Annotated in this window: 25 protein-coding genes and 1 pseudogene; 7 read left to right on the top strand and 19 right to left on the bottom strand. The window is 35.2% G+C overall.

The features are described 5' to 3' along the window. Nucleotides 1-303, bottom strand: a pseudogene (locus HALSAC_RS17490) (transposase); the annotation flags it as partial. A gap of 47 nt (nucleotides 304-350) precedes the next feature. Further along, nucleotides 351-482 carry a hypothetical protein gene (locus HALSAC_RS17650; RefSeq protein ID WP_281172337.1) on the bottom strand — a complete coding sequence of 44 codons (132 nt, stop codon included), beginning with the start codon at nucleotides 480-482 and terminating at the stop codon, nucleotides 351-353. 179 nt (nucleotides 483-661) lie between these two features. Here HALSAC_RS17650 and HALSAC_RS0107640 point away from each other — a divergent pair, with 179 nt between their 5' ends. From HALSAC_RS0107640 to HALSAC_RS15345, 4 genes are all read left to right on the top strand, one after another. Further along, a complete protein-coding gene (locus HALSAC_RS0107640) occupies nucleotides 662-1,111 on the top strand; it encodes a hypothetical protein (RefSeq protein ID WP_027339773.1) in 450 nt (149 codons plus the stop codon). A gap of 25 nt (nucleotides 1,112-1,136) precedes the next feature. Further along, on the top strand, nucleotides 1,137-1,574 hold the full coding sequence (locus tag HALSAC_RS0107635) for a hypothetical protein (protein WP_027339772.1): 438 nt from the start codon (nucleotides 1,137-1,139) through the stop codon (nucleotides 1,572-1,574). A gap of 88 nt (nucleotides 1,575-1,662) precedes the next feature. Then, complete coding sequence (locus HALSAC_RS0107630) at nucleotides 1,663-2,109, top strand: hypothetical protein (RefSeq protein ID WP_027339771.1); 447 nt, start codon at nucleotides 1,663-1,665, stop codon at nucleotides 2,107-2,109. Nucleotides 2,110-2,131: 22 nt separating this feature from the next. After that, entirely contained in the window at nucleotides 2,132-3,631 is a 1,500-nt protein-coding gene (locus HALSAC_RS15345; protein WP_051412133.1) for a carboxypeptidase-like regulatory domain-containing protein, read from the top strand. Nucleotides 3,632-3,677: 46 nt separating this feature from the next. Here HALSAC_RS15345 and HALSAC_RS0107620 read toward each other — a convergent pair whose 3' ends face one another. Both HALSAC_RS0107620 and HALSAC_RS0107615 read right to left on the bottom strand, forming a co-directional pair. Then, nucleotides 3,678-4,151, bottom strand: a complete 474-nt coding sequence (locus HALSAC_RS0107620; RefSeq protein ID WP_027339770.1) for a hypothetical protein — start codon at nucleotides 4,149-4,151, stop codon at nucleotides 3,678-3,680. A gap of 139 nt (nucleotides 4,152-4,290) precedes the next feature. Then, entirely contained in the window at nucleotides 4,291-4,557 is a 267-nt protein-coding gene (locus tag HALSAC_RS0107615; RefSeq protein WP_027339769.1) for a hypothetical protein, read from the bottom strand. Between the two features lie 252 nt (nucleotides 4,558-4,809). Here HALSAC_RS0107615 and HALSAC_RS0107610 point away from each other — a divergent pair, with 252 nt between their 5' ends. Further along, nucleotides 4,810-6,093: a glycosyltransferase gene (locus HALSAC_RS0107610; RefSeq protein WP_027339768.1), complete on the top strand. Its 1,284-nt coding sequence runs from the start codon at nucleotides 4,810-4,812 to the stop codon at nucleotides 6,091-6,093. A gap of 223 nt (nucleotides 6,094-6,316) precedes the next feature. Here the strand turns inward: HALSAC_RS0107610 and HALSAC_RS0107605 are convergent, their stop codons facing one another. Together HALSAC_RS0107605 and HALSAC_RS0107600 are read right to left on the bottom strand one after the other, a co-directional pair. Further along, nucleotides 6,317-7,150 carry a DUF7164 domain-containing protein gene (locus HALSAC_RS0107605; protein ID WP_027339767.1) on the bottom strand — a complete coding sequence of 278 codons (834 nt, stop codon included), beginning with the start codon at nucleotides 7,148-7,150 and terminating at the stop codon, nucleotides 6,317-6,319. A gap of 66 nt (nucleotides 7,151-7,216) precedes the next feature. Beyond that, nucleotides 7,217-7,897: a protein kinase domain-containing protein gene (locus tag HALSAC_RS0107600; protein ID WP_027339766.1), complete on the bottom strand. Its 681-nt coding sequence runs from the start codon at nucleotides 7,895-7,897 to the stop codon at nucleotides 7,217-7,219. 187 nt (nucleotides 7,898-8,084) lie between these two features. Between HALSAC_RS0107600 and HALSAC_RS0107595 the strand changes: the two genes are divergently transcribed. Next, nucleotides 8,085-8,774 carry a protein kinase domain-containing protein gene (locus tag HALSAC_RS0107595; protein ID WP_027339765.1) on the top strand — a complete coding sequence of 230 codons (690 nt, stop codon included), beginning with the start codon at nucleotides 8,085-8,087 and terminating at the stop codon, nucleotides 8,772-8,774. A gap of 128 nt (nucleotides 8,775-8,902) precedes the next feature. Here the strand turns inward: HALSAC_RS0107595 and HALSAC_RS0107590 are convergent, their stop codons facing one another. Then, nucleotides 8,903-9,166 carry a hypothetical protein gene (locus tag HALSAC_RS0107590; RefSeq protein ID WP_027339764.1) on the bottom strand — a complete coding sequence of 88 codons (264 nt, stop codon included), beginning with the start codon at nucleotides 9,164-9,166 and terminating at the stop codon, nucleotides 8,903-8,905. A 157-nt stretch (nucleotides 9,167-9,323) separates the two neighbouring features. Between HALSAC_RS0107590 and HALSAC_RS17385 the strand changes: the two genes are divergently transcribed. After that, nucleotides 9,324-9,710 (top strand): hypothetical protein, encoded by a 387-nt coding sequence (locus HALSAC_RS17385; protein WP_211231320.1) that lies wholly within the window; start codon nucleotides 9,324-9,326, stop codon nucleotides 9,708-9,710. A gap of 197 nt (nucleotides 9,711-9,907) precedes the next feature. Here HALSAC_RS17385 and HALSAC_RS0107580 read toward each other — a convergent pair whose 3' ends face one another. From HALSAC_RS0107580 to HALSAC_RS15330, 12 genes are all read right to left on the bottom strand, one after another. After that, nucleotides 9,908-10,783 carry a hypothetical protein gene (locus HALSAC_RS0107580; RefSeq protein ID WP_027339763.1) on the bottom strand — a complete coding sequence of 292 codons (876 nt, stop codon included), beginning with the start codon at nucleotides 10,781-10,783 and terminating at the stop codon, nucleotides 9,908-9,910. Between the two features lie 74 nt (nucleotides 10,784-10,857). Further along, entirely contained in the window at nucleotides 10,858-11,142 is a 285-nt protein-coding gene (locus tag HALSAC_RS0107575) for a hypothetical protein (protein WP_027339762.1), read from the bottom strand. A gap of 82 nt (nucleotides 11,143-11,224) precedes the next feature. Continuing rightward, on the bottom strand, nucleotides 11,225-11,413 hold the full coding sequence (locus HALSAC_RS0107570) for a hypothetical protein (RefSeq protein ID WP_027339761.1): 189 nt from the start codon (nucleotides 11,411-11,413) through the stop codon (nucleotides 11,225-11,227). 153 nt (nucleotides 11,414-11,566) lie between these two features. Then, nucleotides 11,567-11,848 (bottom strand): hypothetical protein, encoded by a 282-nt coding sequence (locus HALSAC_RS0107565; RefSeq protein ID WP_027339760.1) that lies wholly within the window; start codon nucleotides 11,846-11,848, stop codon nucleotides 11,567-11,569. Nucleotides 11,849-12,031: 183 nt separating this feature from the next. Then, the gene (locus HALSAC_RS16440) at nucleotides 12,032-12,778 is read right to left on the bottom strand and encodes a CAP domain-containing protein (RefSeq protein ID WP_051412132.1); all 747 of its coding nucleotides are present in this window, start codon (nucleotides 12,776-12,778) and stop codon (nucleotides 12,032-12,034) included. 205 nt (nucleotides 12,779-12,983) lie between these two features. Then, nucleotides 12,984-13,982: a chymotrypsin family serine protease gene (locus HALSAC_RS0107555; protein ID WP_027339759.1), complete on the bottom strand. Its 999-nt coding sequence runs from the start codon at nucleotides 13,980-13,982 to the stop codon at nucleotides 12,984-12,986. A 91-nt stretch (nucleotides 13,983-14,073) separates the two neighbouring features. After that, a complete protein-coding gene (locus HALSAC_RS0107550) occupies nucleotides 14,074-14,340 on the bottom strand; it encodes a Veg family protein (protein WP_027339758.1) in 267 nt (88 codons plus the stop codon). Between the two features lie 130 nt (nucleotides 14,341-14,470). Further along, on the bottom strand, nucleotides 14,471-15,319 hold the full coding sequence (gene rsmA / locus HALSAC_RS0107545; protein ID WP_027339757.1) for a 16S rRNA (adenine(1518)-N(6)/adenine(1519)-N(6))-dimethyltransferase RsmA: 849 nt from the start codon (nucleotides 15,317-15,319) through the stop codon (nucleotides 14,471-14,473). Further along, entirely contained in the window at nucleotides 15,316-15,873 is a 558-nt protein-coding gene (gene rnmV / locus HALSAC_RS0107540; protein ID WP_035571518.1) for a ribonuclease M5, read from the bottom strand. Before rnmV ends, rsmA begins: the two co-directional genes overlap by 4 nt. Nucleotides 15,874-16,030: 157 nt before the next feature. Next, nucleotides 16,031-16,870, bottom strand: coding sequence for a sugar ABC transporter permease (locus tag HALSAC_RS0107535; RefSeq protein WP_027339755.1), 840 nt, complete (start codon nucleotides 16,868-16,870; stop codon nucleotides 16,031-16,033). Then, a complete protein-coding gene (locus HALSAC_RS0107530) occupies nucleotides 16,871-17,815 on the bottom strand; it encodes a carbohydrate ABC transporter permease (protein WP_027339754.1) in 945 nt (314 codons plus the stop codon). Between the two features lie 73 nt (nucleotides 17,816-17,888). Further along, a partial coding sequence (locus HALSAC_RS15330; protein WP_156924174.1) for an extracellular solute-binding protein occupies nucleotides 17,889-18,586 on the bottom strand: 698 nt, incomplete at its 5' end.

Raw genomic sequence — 18,586 nt, 5'->3', positions numbered from 1 at the left:
GGTTTCTTCGAGAAGATGCTTACCGCCTTTTTTAAAATGTCGCGTTCTTCTTTTTGTCTAATTTTTAGTTCTTTTTTTAGTTTTATTAATTCTCTTGTTCTTCAGGTAGAAAGATTTTTGTTTACCATTGCCTGGGAAAGCTAAATTACCCTTGTCTCTATACTCTTTACGCCATCTAATTAGTGCATTATAACTAACACCTAAATCTTCAGCAATATCTTTACAATTTTTATCAGATTTAAGACTTAATTCAACAGCATCACGTTTAAATTGTTCATCACGTTTTATTTTAGGTTTGCTCATGTGTATTCCCCCTTTGAATAACTTTATTATACACCTTAACTCACTGTCTAACAAATAGGGGGAAGATTAGTCCCTCTCTTAAAGTCAAACTCCTCTGTAAACGATTCTACCTCTTCGTAAGCCACTTTAGCATATAGAGCAACACAACCCTCTGCTGCTTCATACCTTTCTCTACTCACTCTCTATCCCTCCTTTCTATCTTATAATCTAATCTATCTTATTCACTTCTCTTCAATTTTGTTACAGATAGACTTCAAATAAATTTAAATAGATTTTTATACTTAGGACTTATATCGATAAAGTGAAATAAATATAAATATATTAAGGATTAGAAGAAAAGCTTAAGGAGTGAAATGCCTTGACTATAAAGAAAATTTTCGTCAAAGAAGTAAGAGATATTAGCTTTAAGAGTAAGGATTCTATAATATGTTCCCCTTCACCATTACCAGGAGCGATAGTAGCCTTAGGAGACAACCACAAAATAAAATTCCATAATAGACCAACTATAAATACTGACTTAACCCATATATCAGCTAAAATTCATTTCAACCCCGAATTTATATATCAGTTGCCCGATGGAACAGAGGCTATTGGTAGATGCTTAATTCTTAAACAGATTAGTACTAAGATACCCTACGATGATATAAGCGCACCTTCTTCTGAATTGCCAGAGATATCCGGAGAGGTAGTTGTAGATATACTAACCTTCAGTTCAAACTCTATAACCTTGTCCTTTAGTCAATCCTTTGAACTTAAAGGTGTATGTATCCCTACACTAATAAGAGTTAACGCAGTTGAAAAAGATTGAGCAAAGATATAAAGGAGGTAGACTGATGCACAAAATCCTCGTTACAGAAGTAACCCACTTAAAGGTTGAGCATAGTACCTCTATTAAATGCTACCCTGTCCAAGAGAATGAAGAGATAATAAAGATAAGGGCTAACACCCAAACCCAAACCTACCACCAAAGCAAACTTGAAGAATCAATATTAGAGATATTCGGTATCATCCAGTACAACCCAAAATTCGACTATAAAACCCCTTGGGGAACTACAGCCATCAAAAGAGGTCTAGCAGTTGAGACCTTCCTTTTAGATATTAATTTAAAGGAAGAGGGACTGGATACAATCAAAGATCCAGAGATTGAAGTAGAGATTGATATAATCTCTGAAAGGTTCTCTCCCTCTTCAATTACTGCACAGATAGAATCTACCTTCACTATCTATAACCTATGCAAACCGTCTATTATTAAGGTTGAAGGAGTAAAGTAGCAAATTATGGGATGCTAGTGTAAGTAAAATCTAATTATCAAGAATCACCTTTGACCGATACCGACATTAGTAGTGAGGAGGTAGGGTTATGAAGTTTACTTTCCAAGCTAAAAGTACCAATAATGCCAGTAAGAGTGTATATCTAAATATTACCCTATCACCTGAGGAAGCAATAATCCACAAAGATAATCTTTTGCCAGGAGAATCTATCTCTGCCACCCTAACAGTAGAGAATACAGGAACGGTAGATGCCTTCTACTATATATCCACAGACTGGTCTCCTGATGATTCATCTACACAGATTCAAGCAACTAGGTTGGCCCACGAGCTAGAGATAACCGTTGAAGCTCCAGACCCTACAATCCTATATTCAGGCAAGTTGGCTGAACTAATCAACCAACCTAAGAATGGACGTCTCCTTACTTTGGATATGATTAAAGAAGAAATAACCTTCACTATAACTTTACCCTCTACAGCGAGTAACTCTTTAGCTAGAATTGGAATAACCTTTGATTTGATCTTCGTTGTCACCTAAAATAAGAAAGGAGATGATTTTAATGTCAGAAAAAATTAGTGGTACCGTCCGTAATGCCCATGATAATGATCCTTTAGAAGGAGTGTTAGTCAATATCTTTCAAGGTATAATCGATACCCAAATAACAGATGCAGATGGAAAGTTTACCTCTAGTGACTTAAGCCCTGGGATATACTTTATTCAAGCATCCCTAGAAGGCCATCAGACCTCTCCACGCCTGCCTGTTAGAGTCTATGATGAAAAGACAACAAACATCGATATAAACCTAACTCCTCTAGAAACTACTGGCCGCTATTTTGGTGCTAATAATAAGATTACTACCCTAGCTACCGATATAAATGGTAATCTAAATATTCGCTCTGAACAAGGCCAATTTGATGAGATTATCAACAATGAGAAGACACCTCTAATAGAACTGGATACACCCTATGGTCTCTCAGAACTTCGTGACATAGTAACTGAAGAGAATGGTGGTACAGTTACCCATGATGAGGCAGAATTTGTTCTCCAAACCGTTGACCAAGTAAATAGTAGGGCAGTCTTAGATAGCTCTGAGAGGGGGCGCTACCAGCCTGGAAACGCTAGCGAATGTGGTATAGCCGTCAGACTCCCCGACAATCCTACAGGTAATCAAGAAGCAAGGTGGGGATACTTTGATGACTATAATGGTGCTTACTTTGGAATAGACGATAATGGACTCTTCATCGCCATTAGAAGAGAGGGTAATGATAATAAAATCTATCGTGATGATTGGAACTTTGATAAGGTAGACGGGACTGGGCCAAGTGGTTTAGAACTCGATTTAAGTCGAGGGAATATCTTTCAGATACTCTATACCTGCTATGGCTATGGAGTTACAGTCTTTAAAACCCTGTTAGTAGGTGATAATAATATCCAACAATCAATAACCCTCCACCGTTTCAAACCCAATGGTCAGACTACCTTCGGCGATCCCAATCTACCAATTCGTGGCGAAGTTCTCAATGGAGATACTTCTCAAGATCTTACTATGTTCATCGCTGGACGCCAATACCATGTAGTGGGTCGTTATATACCAAATCGGCGCATCACCTCTGAGAAAAGGCTAAACTTCTCTATTAATAATACCCTCATCCCTGCAATAAGCTTTAGGCGTAAAGATGACTTTCCAGTCCAAGATAGAAGCAACTCTGTTAGTGTTAAACTACAGAGTTTTGATATCATCAGTGATGCTGACCTTCTCTATGAAATACGCTTTGCACCTGATCTAACAGGAGCTAACTTTGGAACTCCTACTAATACTTCAAATGATGAAACAGCAGTAGAGAGCGATACCTCAGCTACCGAACTCTCTGGAGGAGAACTTGTCTTCTCAGGATTAATAGCTGGAGAGACAAGAGGCCCCCATGCCACAGCCCAGTTTTCTTCCATCGAGCTTTTAGAAATAGACTTTAGTGGGCTGAAACCTGTTACTTTGGCCTTAAGAACGATAAATGGAACAGGAGATGCTAGTGTAGTCTTTAGAGTAAGAGAAGAGTGGTGAGCTAAGCTCACCACTCTTCTCTTAAATTATTAAATTAAAGTTCATTTTATTCTTCTTCAACAGCCTCACCAACAAAGATAAAGTCTACCTCGATATCTCTTCCTTGCAAGAAGTTACCTGCATCCTCACTTAAGGTAATTTCTGTTGTTATATAATGAGTATCGCCCTCATCAATAGTTATACCATTTTGATCTATAAATTCTGCTAAATTACCATCATAAATTACACCTTCAGATGTCTCTCTACCTTCTTCCTCAAATGCTTCCATATGCACATCCAACATCTCTGCCAGCAGTAATGCCATCCGGTCTTCAGTATCATTTACACCATGCCAACCTGCTGTAACATAGTAATCGGCATCAACATCACCAGTATTCTCAACTGTAAGTGTTTCATCTTCTACACTCTCTCCAGGTAATAAGGTCACATCATCAAAGATTTGGGCTGGGCTAACATCAAGCTCCACCTGGGCTGTATTAAGTGTATTGTTATCACTCTGTGCACTTGCAGTAAACGCCATCTTCTCACCTCCTTTCTCTTTTCATCTAACTAATTAGATAAAATAAGACTATGTTCTCTTCTCTAGTATAGTATATGTCAGTAAATTAATTTAGTGTGTATACTCTATAGTCTAGTTAAATAATATTTCATTACCAAATTCAATTAACCACCCGAGCAGTAACTGTTAGCTTTACCCCCTTCTTATCTGGACCAACCCTTATATCGCTATGTATACTGACTATCTTATCTAAGGGTATAAATATCTTATCCCTGTTATCTATCAAAACGATAAAACTATTCTCTACTATAGCAGAGAGAATACCACTATATTCGCACAACTCTCCCTTTGATCCAACTATTACTGTAATTGGATCTCTTAACATAAACCCCTCCAATCTCTCTATTAAGTTATCAATAAAGTTCAAATATACCCCTCCCTTCTTTTGGATATAATATATTATATGCTTTAGAGATTGATATAGAGAGAAAAAGTTCCATACTGACCTTAACTCTGATCGCGAATAATCAATATACTCCTTAAAATATTAATCCATTACAATCCTTCTAAAAATAAAAATCACAACTCTTAGCTAAGAAAACATTAGATTAGTAATATTTTATAACATATCTTTCATAAAGATATAAAGTATAATTTCTTAATTAAAGGAGGTTGTTTGATGAAAGTAGGAATATTAACTATGTTCAATGGCTTAACCCCAACCTACTCCTTAGTCAATATTGTAGCAGAACAATTAAAAATGTTACTTAATAATAATATAGAGACCAAATTATTAGTCAGCGAGCACTGCCCTGATAGTGAAAAAGAAGGTATCTATACAGACGAGAGAATTGAATGGGTTAAGGTGGTTAACTCCATTGATGGAAAGCAGATTAAATGGCGTGACTACTCAGATCCAACTAAGAAGGTTCATAATAGCTTCTTTAAAGAAACAGACATTATAGCTAAGGATTTAGTTGATAAATTATCTAATGTTGATTTCTGCATTCTCCATGATATCCATTATCAAGGATGGCATCTACTACATAATGTTGCCCTTAGAAAAGCCCAAGAAGAATTACCTAATATTAAATTCATCGCCTTTACCCATTCATTCCCTAATAACCGTCCACCAAAGGTTAAATGGCCTTTGTCAGCCCGTTATAAGCCTATGCCAAAGACTACCTATGTCTACCCTACCCTATCGGGGATTCCTGCCTTAGCAAAGCAATATGATGTGGCCGAGGGTAAATGTCGTGTCGTTAATAATAGTTTAAATCTACTTGCCGACATGAGTGATATTACTAAATCAATAGCTGAAAAGACCGACTTATTTTCACCAGATATACTAATAACCTACCCAGGGCGCTTAACTACAGGTAAAAAGTTCGAAAAAGTTGCTGCTCTTGCCGGGGCTATAAAAAAGCAGACTGAACTGAATGTCAAAGTTATCTTCTGTGATTTCAAGTCTTCAGATATTAAACCCGATCTATATAAGGTAATGATAAAAAAAGAAGGCCATAAGTTCGGCCTTGATTTAGAAGAAGATATCCTGTTCACCTCAGATCTAGGCTATCCCTACGGGATACCTCGCGAAACAGTCTTAGAGCTATTTACCCTATCGAACCTATTTATCTGTCCGTCCTACTCAGAGTCCTTTGGTCTAACGGTACTAGAAGCAGCAAGTAGAGGCAACTTCCTAGTACTAAACGAGGCAGTCCCTGCTTTAGAGGAGTTAGGCAAGAAATTAAATGCCTACTTTATGAGATGGGATGCCCGCAATTTCGGCTTTGATACTGCAGAGAATTATCATCCTTCAGAAGAAGCCTATTATAAAGAACATGGTGAGATAATAGTAAATCTTATGAGACAGAACTCAATTCTTGATGCTAAGACCAAAGTTAGAAAGCGTTACAGCCCTCAGTGGATCTGGAAGAATCAGCTCGAACCTTTATTGGAGTAATTAATTCAACTTCAAAATCAAAAGATTTTTTACCACTAGTGAACACTAATAGTCACGAATAAAAAATAAAAACAAATAAATTTATTGCTTTTTATCTAATTACTATATTATCTTAATAAATCAAGTGTTTTTTAAACTATATTAGTGCTAATTCGTGTTCATTAGTGGTTCCAAAAAATATTTTGAACTTTTAGACTTTTAGTGTAAAAGTTCGACTTTATTACTAGTTATCTTGAGATTTCAAAGCTATATACAGACAATAATCATTCACCTTATCAATATCCAAGTCCTTAACAGATATACTATCATAATTCCCCGCTTCGAACTGAAATTTAGAGAATCTTTTATTGGTATGCCAACAGTGAATATGGGGATGCACAGCAATTGAATCAGTTGCTGCGCTACCATAATCAAGTTTCTTCCCATCAACCTTAAATTCATCTACAAGGTGATTAACTGCTATTTCACAGCTATACATTGTCGTTACCCCTTCAAACCAGCCAGGCCAACTGCCTCCGTCCTCTTTAAACTCCTCTGTCAATAAATACTCAGCTATAGATAAGGCCAAAGAAGATACCTTTCTAACCAGTCTAGCATTGCCATAATGGGTTGACCCTAAGTTATGAATTCCTCTATGCCTAAGACCAAAGCTATGGGCTACTCGCTTTAGATTCTCTCTAACCTCATCATTATTGGTATATCCACCCTTGCCCACAGTGTATATATCAGGATAAAATGAATTCCAAGCAGGGGTTAAAAAAGTATCAGCATCGGTTCTTAGAATCAAATCATACTCATCTAAAAAATCTGCTTGATTACCAACTAAACAACTGATTGAATTGATAAATCTATACTCTAAAAACTCTTTAGGCTCACTTAATATCTCGTAGTTTACTTTTATACAATCATCTGGTACCCATTTCAAAGCCTTTTTGGTGCCAAAGACAACAAAGTCCGTATCTTTAGACTTAATATATTTATAAGATCTATATAAGGCTTTAAGCTGAAGCTCAAACCTCTTCTTATCCTCTACAAAGACTACTATAGCTCTCTTCAAAGTTTATTCCTCCTTTCTTTTATTACTAAAATAATGATAATCAATAAATCCCATTATCTATATACCCTATAGTAATGGAATAAGCTCCCTAATAAACTCTTCTGTAGAGCTGTATTGTTTTTCTTTATTTGGGTTTACCCCTTTATATAAAACCTCTTTTAAATCATCATCTAAAGTCTCTAAATCTTCAATTGGGGCCTTTGAAACAGAACCATTAATCAAATAGATACACATTAATGCCGCTTCATATAAATCCTTATTCTTATATTTAGGATTCTTTTCAATATAATCAATAGGCTTAGAGATACCAAAATCAATTATCTTAACCCTCTCTGGATCATTATCTGCAATCAATACATTCTTAGGTAATATATCATAATGTATAAATCCTTTATTATGGAGATGCTGTAGTCCTCTTAGAATATTTAAAGTAATGGCAATAGCTTTTTCTCGTCCTCTTATTTGGCCCTTTGAATGAAAATTCCAATGACCTATCCTCTCACCTTCACAGAACTCCATTACAATATAAGCCTTCTCATCTATTAATAAGAGCTCATAAAATTTAGGTAAAAAGGGATGAGTCCTGTAACTTTCCATAACAGTTGCTTCGTGCTTAGCCATCTTTATATTGACCAACTCTTTAATGGCAAACTTACGCATATCTCTCGCCAAATAAACATGGGAAGAACACCCTTTCCCAACTGGTTTTGCCTTCATCTCATAATTCTTTAACACTTTAGTCTTCATATTACACCTCCTTATCTCTAATATATTTCCCTAAAGATAATATGTTGCAACAATCCAATCTTCCTTCTAAATAAATTGAGCCTACTCCCTCTGCTTACTTAAAAATTATCATTTTTTTATATCCTATAGTTCACTATAATAAGACCAACTTATATACTATACTATAACTTAATTAAGGAGGTGCTATATGACTACCACAAGGTTGAAAGACTATGAACTAACCTTAAAGCCAATTGGAAGGGGCCAATTTGCTCGTGTCCATCTAGCTTACGACCTTAAAAGAAAATGCAAAGTTGCAATTAAATCCTCATCCCATATTAAAACCGCTAAAAAAGAAGCCACTGTTATGAGTAAATATGGCTCCCACCCTTTTCTTCCTCAATTCTATGACTTCTTCATAGTAGATGATAGAGCTTATATAATTATGGAATACTTCCCTGCTAAAAAAATCGGTCGCTCTAATCATAATTCAACTGCCAAGAAACGAAGTGAAGAAGACGCAACTAGGATTACCCTTAATATTTTACAAGGATTAAAGCATCTGCACCAAAGTGGCTTTGCTCATAATGATATTTGGCCCAAAAATATCTTAATTATGGATGACAACCCAAATAAGATAAAGCTAATTGATTTTGGTCTATCAAGACCGCTAAATACTAGAAAGGGAATGAAAAGTAAAACCAAAGACCTTTTAAGAGTAGCACTAACTTGTATCTACCTAGTTGATAACCCTCTCTTAGAAGAACCATTGCAAAATTTAAAGAAACTAAAAGATAATAGTTTGAAAAAAGTCTTATATAAAGGTATTCACCCTAACGAAGATAATCGATACCAATCAACAGAAGAATTTATAGATAACCTAAAAGAAATTACCTGATACGATTATTTATCATATTCACAAAAGCCAAAAGGTGTTAAAAATAAGCTCTCTTCAACGATAAAAGAGGCCAGGGTTCACCTGGCTCTTTTATCTATCCTTTATTAAGATTTTCATCCCACTCTTCTTTAACACTCTTGGATATTAATTGATTGGCCCAAAAACTCCAAAACTCCACTATCATGAACTTCAACACCATCACAAAATATTCTCATTCTCATTGTATCAGGTGTTGGTGGTGGGGTATCTGTTACCTCTAAAATGAATTCACATAAAACTGGATCTTCTCCATCAATCATCACCTCTGCTGTACCTTCAATTGTCGCAGCCTGATCATCTTCGCAACTTACAGAAATAATGCTTCCTGGCCCAGGTGGTAATAGTGTAAGCATCACATCGTCTTCTTGCAAAGTATTTTGATATAGTACCTGGTCAGGTCCTGGAGTACACCCTGGACAAGCTATAACTGATAATGAAGCCCCATTTGTAGGTACTGCACTAGTAATTCCTCCTCCTGTAACTTGGCACTGACATACTGGAGGAGCTACCGTGGTGGTTGTTGTGGTTGTTGTGGTTGTTGTGGTTGTTGTGGTTGTTGTGGTTGTTGTGGTTGTTGTGGTTGTTGTGGTTGTTGTGGTTGTTGTGGTTGTTGTGGTTGTTGTGGTTGTTGTGGTTGTTGTGGTTGTTGTGGTTGTTGTGGTTGTTGTGGTTGTTGTGGTTGTTGTGGTTGTTGTGGTTGTTGTGGTTGTTGTGGTTGTTGTGGTTGTTGTGGTTGTTGTGGTTGTTGTGGTTGTTGTGGTTGTTGTGGTTGTTGTGGTTGTTGTAGTTGTTGTAGTTGTTGTAGTTGTTGTAAAAACATCTAACTTCTTAATAGCACAGATACAATCAAGCCTGATAGATATTCTCCCACAGTTAGTAGCTAATAATTCAATATGAGAACCCTCTACTACACTAAGGATGCATCCTACAAACCTACAACACTCCTCGCCTGATTCAACAAAGATTTCAATTGGCCCATCATATTTACTAAACTCTATTATCTCATTAATAGTCATCTCTTCACCTCCTATAATAAAAGTTCCATATATACTATTCCAATTACTTATTGGTTGTTAAATTTAATTTCTAACTCATTATAAAACCTTAAATTTTCTCCTTTTCTCCTCTAAACTATCTCTACTTTCACTTTCACCTTCAACCTCTAATTTTTGAGCAGCAGCACCTTCTTCAAATTCTTCTAAGTAATCGTCTTCAATATTTTCTTTAATATTTTCAAAGCTTTCAATATCTTCATCTTCATCGTCACTACTATATACCTTATCTTTGTCCTTTTCTATTAGTCTCTCTACAGCAACCATCTTATCTAGAAGTATCTTAATTAAGTTATTATTTTTACCTAGCAATACTATGAAATCCTTATGTAAGTCCATAATAACGCCCTCGATCTCACAGCAACTATCTCCACTTACTACCAAAACCTTAATATAATCAAAATTTTGAGCATGATTTCTTAGTTCCTCATAAAAACAATACGATCTTTTTTTTCTTTGAACCTTATTTAAAACCTCTCCTTCTTTTGACGATTCTTTATGTATCTTCTCCCTTTGAACCCCTTCAATCTCAGTTATCTTAGTATTTAACTTCTTAAACCTATCCTCTAGCTCAATTACCTTATCTATAAATTTAAATAGATGCTCCTCTTTCATCTCCTCCTTCCCCTCCTTAAACTTATTTATCTCTTCTCTATACTCTTTGGTATCTTCTATTGATAACTCTATCTCCTCTTCCTGTTTATAATATAACTCCTTCATCAGATTTCCTAAGAGATTTCTTAACTCCCTTGCCTCACCTTTAGTAATTACTATATTATCACCTCCAGCATTATCAAAGTTATTTAATGAAGGGGTTGGTGGATTAAACTCCTGCTCATTATTATTATTTAAAGCTCCAGCCATTAAGGTATCTAATATACCCTCAATTAAATTCAATCTTTTAGATTTATCCTTCATCTTCTCACCTCCTAAAGTAAAGTAGGTTTACCAGTTAGAGATTAATCTCTAACTGGTAAATTTATTAACTAAGCTTACTCTTCAGAACATGGTCTTCTTCTTCTTCTACATCTACGAGCATCAGCTGGATCAAGTATAGCACAGATACAATCTATTCTGATATAAGTTCTAACGCAACCACCACTGCCAGCGCTAGTAATCAAGGTTAGATACTCATCTCCTACTATCTCCCCTATACACCCAGTGTGTTCACAGCAATTTTCTCCTGAAGTAATGATGATAGTAACAGGATCATTGGTCTCTCTTAGACGCCTTAATAACCTTATAAAAGGATCTCTGACTTGTTGAGTCTCACTCATTGTACTCCCTCCTTTCTTAATATGGGTAATACATAATATGTCTTATATTGATTTTTGTTAATAAAACTATCACTAATAACTATTAACATTTGAATAATCTAATATAAGAAGATTCCATTCTTTTTGAAAACTCCTCATCTCTTTTATAATTACTTCTTCTTCTAACATTATAAAACACCTTATAAAGCTCTAATACAAATTTTTTTACCAATATATAACTTATTATCGATAAAAAAAATCCAGTTATAAATATAATAATAATATAACTCATTTGATAATACCTCCCTTTAACAACTATAATCTAACTACTAATTTATATCAATCTATAATATAGGTTATGAACTTACTTAAATTTATGTTATTAATAAAGCAAAAAAGGAACTCTTTTTAGAGTCCCTTTTCAAATATTCAAGAAGATTAATTATTAATCTTCTTGAATTATGGCACAGATACAATCAATTCTTATATAATTTCTAACACATGCATCATTAGGAGATATCAATACTAGATACTCATCACAAACTATCTCTCCAACACACCCTGTTATCTCACAACAATTTGTACCTGATCGGATAATACAAGTTATTTCTCTATCAAACCTTCTAATACTTCTTAGCAAATCTATAAAGCCCTCTGGTCTAGGACAACCTCTTCTAGGTGGTCTATGACGTTCTGTTCCCGCCTGATTCTTTACTTCATCTGACATTTGACTTCCCCCTTTCTTTAAAGTTTTATCCGAAAGTAGCAATACTTTCGAATTTTCCTAAGTCTTAACGAGACTAAGCACCTTCTCTATTAAACTTAGGATTTACTTTACTATAATATATGTGCTTTAAACTAATTTGTTAATAAAAAAAGAAGGAATCTCAAAATGAGATTCCTTCTTTGCTTATCTTAATCGCGCAAACTCTTGGGAGAACATCTTTCCATAACGTCCTCCATCAATTATACCAACACCTATATGTGTATACTCTGAATGTAAGATATTATCACGATGACTTGGACTATTCATCAAATTTTCATGAGCCAAAGCCACATTAGGAGCACCAGCAATATTTTCACCAGCAATATAATAACTAATATTTAGCTCTCTCATCATATCAAAAGGAGAACCGTAATTTGGTGAAAAGTGGCTAAAGTAATCCTCATCTATCATATCTTGACTTTTGACCCTTGCTACTTGAACCAAATCAAAATCTACCTTCAAAGGATCAAGCCCCTTATCTATCCTTACTTTATTAACCAAATTCAACATCTCTTCTTCATCTCTTGTAAGACTTCTTACCTCCATCTGAGTCCAATCGCTTCGCTCAATGATACTCACATAATCTCCACCATTATTCTCTTTAATCTCCTCTTTCTCTTCTTCAATTAAATCTACTTCTTCTTGTAAGGATGGCTTCTCTCCACTAACTGATTGATCATTACCACCTGTCTGCGTACCTGAATCTGCTTGTTCAGTATCTGTAAACCTACCCAATAGAAAAATAGCCAAAACTCCTTGCAAAATTCTAAAAATATTACTATCAAAGGCTAAACCATCAAAAGCATAAGCTGTGTTTGTACTAAGTAAAATAACTGTCGGCATAATTAGTGCGAATACAAGTAAGAAACATATTAAATTGCGCGCCCTCATTTATCAGCCCCCTTAAGTATAATCACTTCAATTATATCAAGAAAGTAAAAAAAAAGAGAATGCAAGTTGTGGCAAGATATTAATATAGTGTCAGTGTGAGTGTCTGTGTCAGTAAAAACCCAGACCCATAAAAAGAAAGATAGATTGAGGTTTGAGTTTTTGAATTTACTGACACTGACACTAGTAATAAAGCTATGCTTTATTACTACAAAGTTATATCCAAAGCATCCAAAACGTTAGTAATTCTATTGCAGATAGTACTTTTATCAGATCCAGCAAAGAGCAGACCTACTACTTTATTATCCTCTGTTAAGACTAAAGATCCGCTATCTCCAGGTTGTGAGAAAGGATCAGCTATAATCTGATCACTAAAGATAGCCGACTCGGAAGCTGATATCTGTACAGTAACAGTTGCACCTATTGCCTTAATTCGCGAAGAAGTTAGACCAGTGGTTCTACCACTTTTCTGTATTCTCATCCCTATCTTTGGATCAACAATACCTTCAACCTTACCTATACCCAATATCTCTTCATCTACCATATCTGGAGACTCAATAGTAGCAACAGCACAATCGACTTTATTCTCCATCACCATAGGATTAGTTCTATAAGATGCACCAACCAATTTACCAAAGCCTTTAAGAACTCTATTTACACCAACCATTATAGGGCAAAAAGGCTGTTCGTCATTATATATAGGCACAAACCTCTCTAAGTAACCAATCACATCATTATCCTCTTTACCTCCATCATAACTTCCCGGTTGTAATATTACATCTCCTTTCTTTGCCTTACCATCACTTCCATTAGATATATTAGCCAATACATGGTTATTAGATAGAATTAAAGGTTTACCACTTCTCTTATCCTTAACGACTGCTCCAAAGGTACCTGCTGTTATCTTATAATGTCCTATACTCATTCCAGGTTGAGCAGGTCTAGATCTTTTAAGCCTATTCCTACTCAAAAGCTCCAACTTTCCTACTTCAATTACATCTGTCTTGCGCTCCTCTATACTCTGTGGTATTATATGAGACTCATCAAGTTGCTCTTCTCCTAATTTCTTCTCTACCAAAACCACTACACACTCTTCTGCTGTCTTTCTCCCCCTTACCTCTTTATAACCACATCCAACCCCAACTACATTATCTAAAGAAAGTATTCTATCTACATATTTATCTATTATCTTCTTTATGTCCTCCATTTTTATTCCCCCCTTTCAGCTAATACATTATATTCACCTTTCTAATTTTTGTGAAAAAGGGAAATAAAAAAACTCCCCTCAGGGAGTTTTTTTAAAGACTTATACAGCCTATCTTCATATTATTTTCTTTAATCTTAACTTCAACAGTCTCTGTTAGTACATCAGCATAGCTATATGATATTCGCTGTGGGGTCTGATTATCATTTACTTTTACGACAAAAACCTTTGGGTATGTTTTCTCTAAAATTCCTTCCTTCTCGATAATCTTTCTTCGCCCTTGATTAGCTTTGAGCCTAACCTCTTTACCAACGAAGGAATCTAAATCACTCTTAATTTGACCTAATATGTTATCTGACATCCTGACCCACCTTTCTTAATCTACTAATACTAATTATACCAAATATCAAAAAATAAGTCAACTTACTTATTTTGGAACATGACTTATTTCTATCCTGTTTCTTCAAATAAACTCTTATACTAGCTACTGGCTAATAAATCCTATAAATCGCATTACTCAGTTCTATAAATTTCTCTACACTTATCTTCTCTGCCCTTCTTCTTGGATCGATCTCAACCTCTTCTAAGGCTTGGTCGATAATATCTCTAGGAACACTTAAGAAAGGTGCCTTACTTAGAGAGTTTCTAACAGTCTTTCTTCTTTGATGAAAGGCTGACTTGACTACCTTAAAAAAGAAATCTTCATCCTCCACCTTGGCCCTAGGATAATCTAAAACCTTTAAAGAGACTATTGCTGAATCAACCTTTGGCCTTGGAATAAATACTGAAGAAGGAACCCCAAAAGCAATCTCAGCTTCAGTATAATACTGGACTGCAATAGATAAAATACCATAGTCCTTTCCACCAGGAGAGGCTACCATCCTCTCACCTACCTCTTTTTGAACCATAACTACAATCTCTTTGGCCCCAGAGCTCTCTTCTAAAAATCTCATAATAATTGGTGTAGTAATATAATAAGGAAGATTAGCTACCACCTTATAATCACCATCAATTAAACTATCAAAATCAACCTCTAAGGCATCTCCATGTATAATGCTCACATTATCCTGCTCTTCAAAGATCTCATTTAACACAGGGATAAGCCTATTATCTAACTCAACTGCTACTACTTCCTTTGCAGCTTCTGACATCCTCTCAGTCAATGCCCCAATTCCTGGGCCAACCTCGATAACACTATCCTCACTACTTAAGTTAGCCTCTGCTACTATCTTGTCCAATATATTATTATCGGTCAAGAAGTTTTGGCCCAAACTCTTCTTTAGTTTAATATTATGCTTTTGTAAAATATCTTTTGTCCTTTGCCTATTAGCAATCTTCATCTATTCTCTCCTCCAATAACCTCTTCTAATGCCTTGACAAACTCTTTCTTACTTATACCATAATTATTTAATCTATTTAAAAACTGCTTACCATTAGCATAACCTATTCCCAACCTCTCTCCAACCTTATCTCGTAAACCCTTAGAATCAGGCCCACCTATCAGCCCCAGTCCTACTAAATCATCACGGATAAAGTTCTTATTAAGCTTCTCATACTCTACTTTAGCCCTAAATAAAGCCTCTCTTATAGCCTCAGGAGAAGCATTCTCTATCCCTATATCCTCAGATTTAGTCGCTTTACTCTGAGGTAAATAAGCATCCTTACATCCAGAAACTTTAGCTTTGATCCGCTTTCTAATCAAATTACCAGCATGATCTGGATCGGTAAAGATGATTACTCCCTTTCTCTTCTGGGCCAACTTAATCCTCTCTATTACCTCCTTATTCAAAGAGAAACCTTGAGTTATAATCAATTCAGCATCTACAGCCCGCTTAACTGCATCCACATCATCTCTTCCTTCTACCACAATAACCTCTTTAACCTTCTTTAACATACCATCATCCTCTTTTCTTATTTAAACCAACTTAATTATATAAGATAAACTTAACCTTGTAAACTATCTCCAATATTAGTATGTCTTTATGTTGGCCCATATATAAATTAAACCATAGACAAATTTGTCTATGGTTTAAACTTAATTATTATTTACTTTAACCTTTTACCCCACCCAAGGTAAGTCCACCAACTAGATACTTAGACACACTCAAGAATAAAAATAAAGCTGGTAACATAATAAGAACAGATGCTGCCGAGAACTGAGACCATTGAGTGTTAAAGTTTCCTGCCATCTGGAATAGTCCTACTGGCAAAGTATACATGCTTTCATTTGTCATAACAACTCTAGCTACCATAAACTCACTCCAAGCAGTCATAAAAGAAAATAATCCTGTTATAACTAAAGCAGGAGAAGCTAAAGGTAGAACAATTTTATAGAAAGCTTGAAATTGGTTTAACCCATCAACCAAAGCAGCTTCTTCTAAACTATCTGGAATAGTATCATAATAACCCTTCATCTGCCACACACACAAAGGTAAAGCAGTAGTTGAGTACATAATAATCAATCCGAGATTATTATTAATCAGATCTAACCTTGCTAATAATAGAAACATTGGCAGTACCAACATAGTAGCAGGGAACATCTGAGTAATTAAAAAGAAGGTTAACCCAGCTCTTCTCCCCGGAAACTTCTTTCTAGAAAATACATATCCTGCTGTAGAAGCCAAACTAATACCGACCATTACCGTAAAGAAGGATACAATTAAACTATTTAAAAGCCAACGTAAAAATGGAGTATTAGTAATAAGATTAACATAAGCTTCAAAAGTTGCTCCTTCAGGAATAATCCCTAAGCTTGTTGTATGCAACATATCCCCAGGTCTTAAAGAAGTTCCAAAAACCCTTAAAGCAGGATAGACAGATAATATAACCATAATTATTAATATAAAGTGAATAATAAACCTCTTAAATTTACTATCTCTATTAAGTGCCATCTATCTCACCGCCTTTTCTTCGTCAGACATATACTCCATAAATGTTAGACCCCACACTAATAAAATCAAGAAGATAATAACTGAAAATGCAGCAGCATAACCATAACGGTAGAATTCAAAGGCTGCTCTATAAACATAAATTACCAGTATATCTATCTGGTCTGTTAGAGTTTGCGCAGTCATCATATAAATAACATTAAGATTATTAAAGGTCCAAATTACACCTAATACTATTGCAGGAGTCATAACAGGTTTTAGTAAAGGTAGAGTAATATGCTTGATCTTTTGTAAATTGCTTGCTCCATCTATATCTGCTGCTTCATAAAAAGTTGGATTTATACTCTGTAATCCACCTAAAGCAATCATCATCATAAAAGGTATACCTAACCAAACATTTGTAATTATAGAAGCAGAAAAACCACCAGCAGGAGTCGTCAACCAAGAGATTCTTTCAATCCCAAATAACCCTAAAAAATTATTGACTGCTCCATAGCGGTAATTAAACATCCCCCTCCAAATCAATATTACAATATATTGTGGAATCGCCCACGGAATCATTAGTAGAGTACGATAAATTCCTTTAAATTTCATATCTCGATTTAGTAATATAGCAAAGAATATTCCAAAAGAAACATGAGAAAACACATTAATAATTGTCCAAACAATTGTTCTTAAGAACACAATCCAAAAATCACTACTAGAAAGAATTCTTACGAAGTTTTGCATACCTATTTGAAAGCTAGTCTCTAATATACCCTCTCTAATAAAAGGCCTCATTCTATACATATTAAGATTAGAAAAGGCAAGTCTAAAGTTATAGAAAAATGGATATATAATTACTAAAGCAACTACTATTAAAGCTGGTAATAACATAGCGTATGAGAATCCATACTGTTTAAAAAAGTTAGATAATGGATTCTCATCTTGGCCCAATATCTTCTTCATCTTTATCCTCCTTCATAATAAAGTTATGGAGGATAGGAATCCTCCATAACTTTTGGTTTTATTATTAAAAAAATTATCTCATATCTTCAATAGTGTCTTCAGCTCTTCTTTGCATTTGAGCTGGAGCATCTGCAGGGTCTAAGTCATCTGACATTACTCTTTGTAATGAAGGTCTAATAGCATCCCAAATAGCTCTCATCTCAGCAACAACTGGCATTGGTCTACCATTTTGTAGCTGCTCAGCAGATCCAGCCATAATATGATTTTCTGTAATTAATGGATGATCATAAGCATGCTTATTAGCTGGTAAGAACATATTTTCTTCAATGAACATATTTTGAGCTTCTTCACTTGTCATAAATTCAATAAATTTAATAGTAGCAATCTGCTCTTGTTCTGGAAGCTCAGCCATCATAATATAAGAAGTACCACTTGTCATTGGCTGACCATAAAGTCCAGTTTCATTAAACATTGGAATTGATGCTACACCAAGATCAATGTTTTCTGCATCAGCATATTCACCATAAGACCAGTCACCATTAATGATAAATGCAGCTTTTCCTTCTTTAAATAAACTGTCCATTAAATCATAATCTGACTCACCAGGAATAATTCTATGCTTATATCTTAGATCATGAACAAATTGCATTGCATTCTCTGTAGCTTCATCATCTAAAGTCGGGTTAAGATCTTCATCAAATACCCAGCCACCAAAACCTCCATGGAATACTACCCACCAGAAAGGCTCAGCAGCATTATAAGCTAATCCAT

The organism is Halonatronum saccharophilum DSM 13868, from assembly GCF_000517025.1.
Classification (GTDB): Bacteria; Bacillota; Halanaerobiia; order Halobacteroidales; family Halobacteroidaceae; genus Halonatronum; species Halonatronum saccharophilum.
The sequence above is the reverse complement of the archived record's forward strand: the minus strand, read 5'-3'. Positions and strand labels throughout refer to the sequence as shown.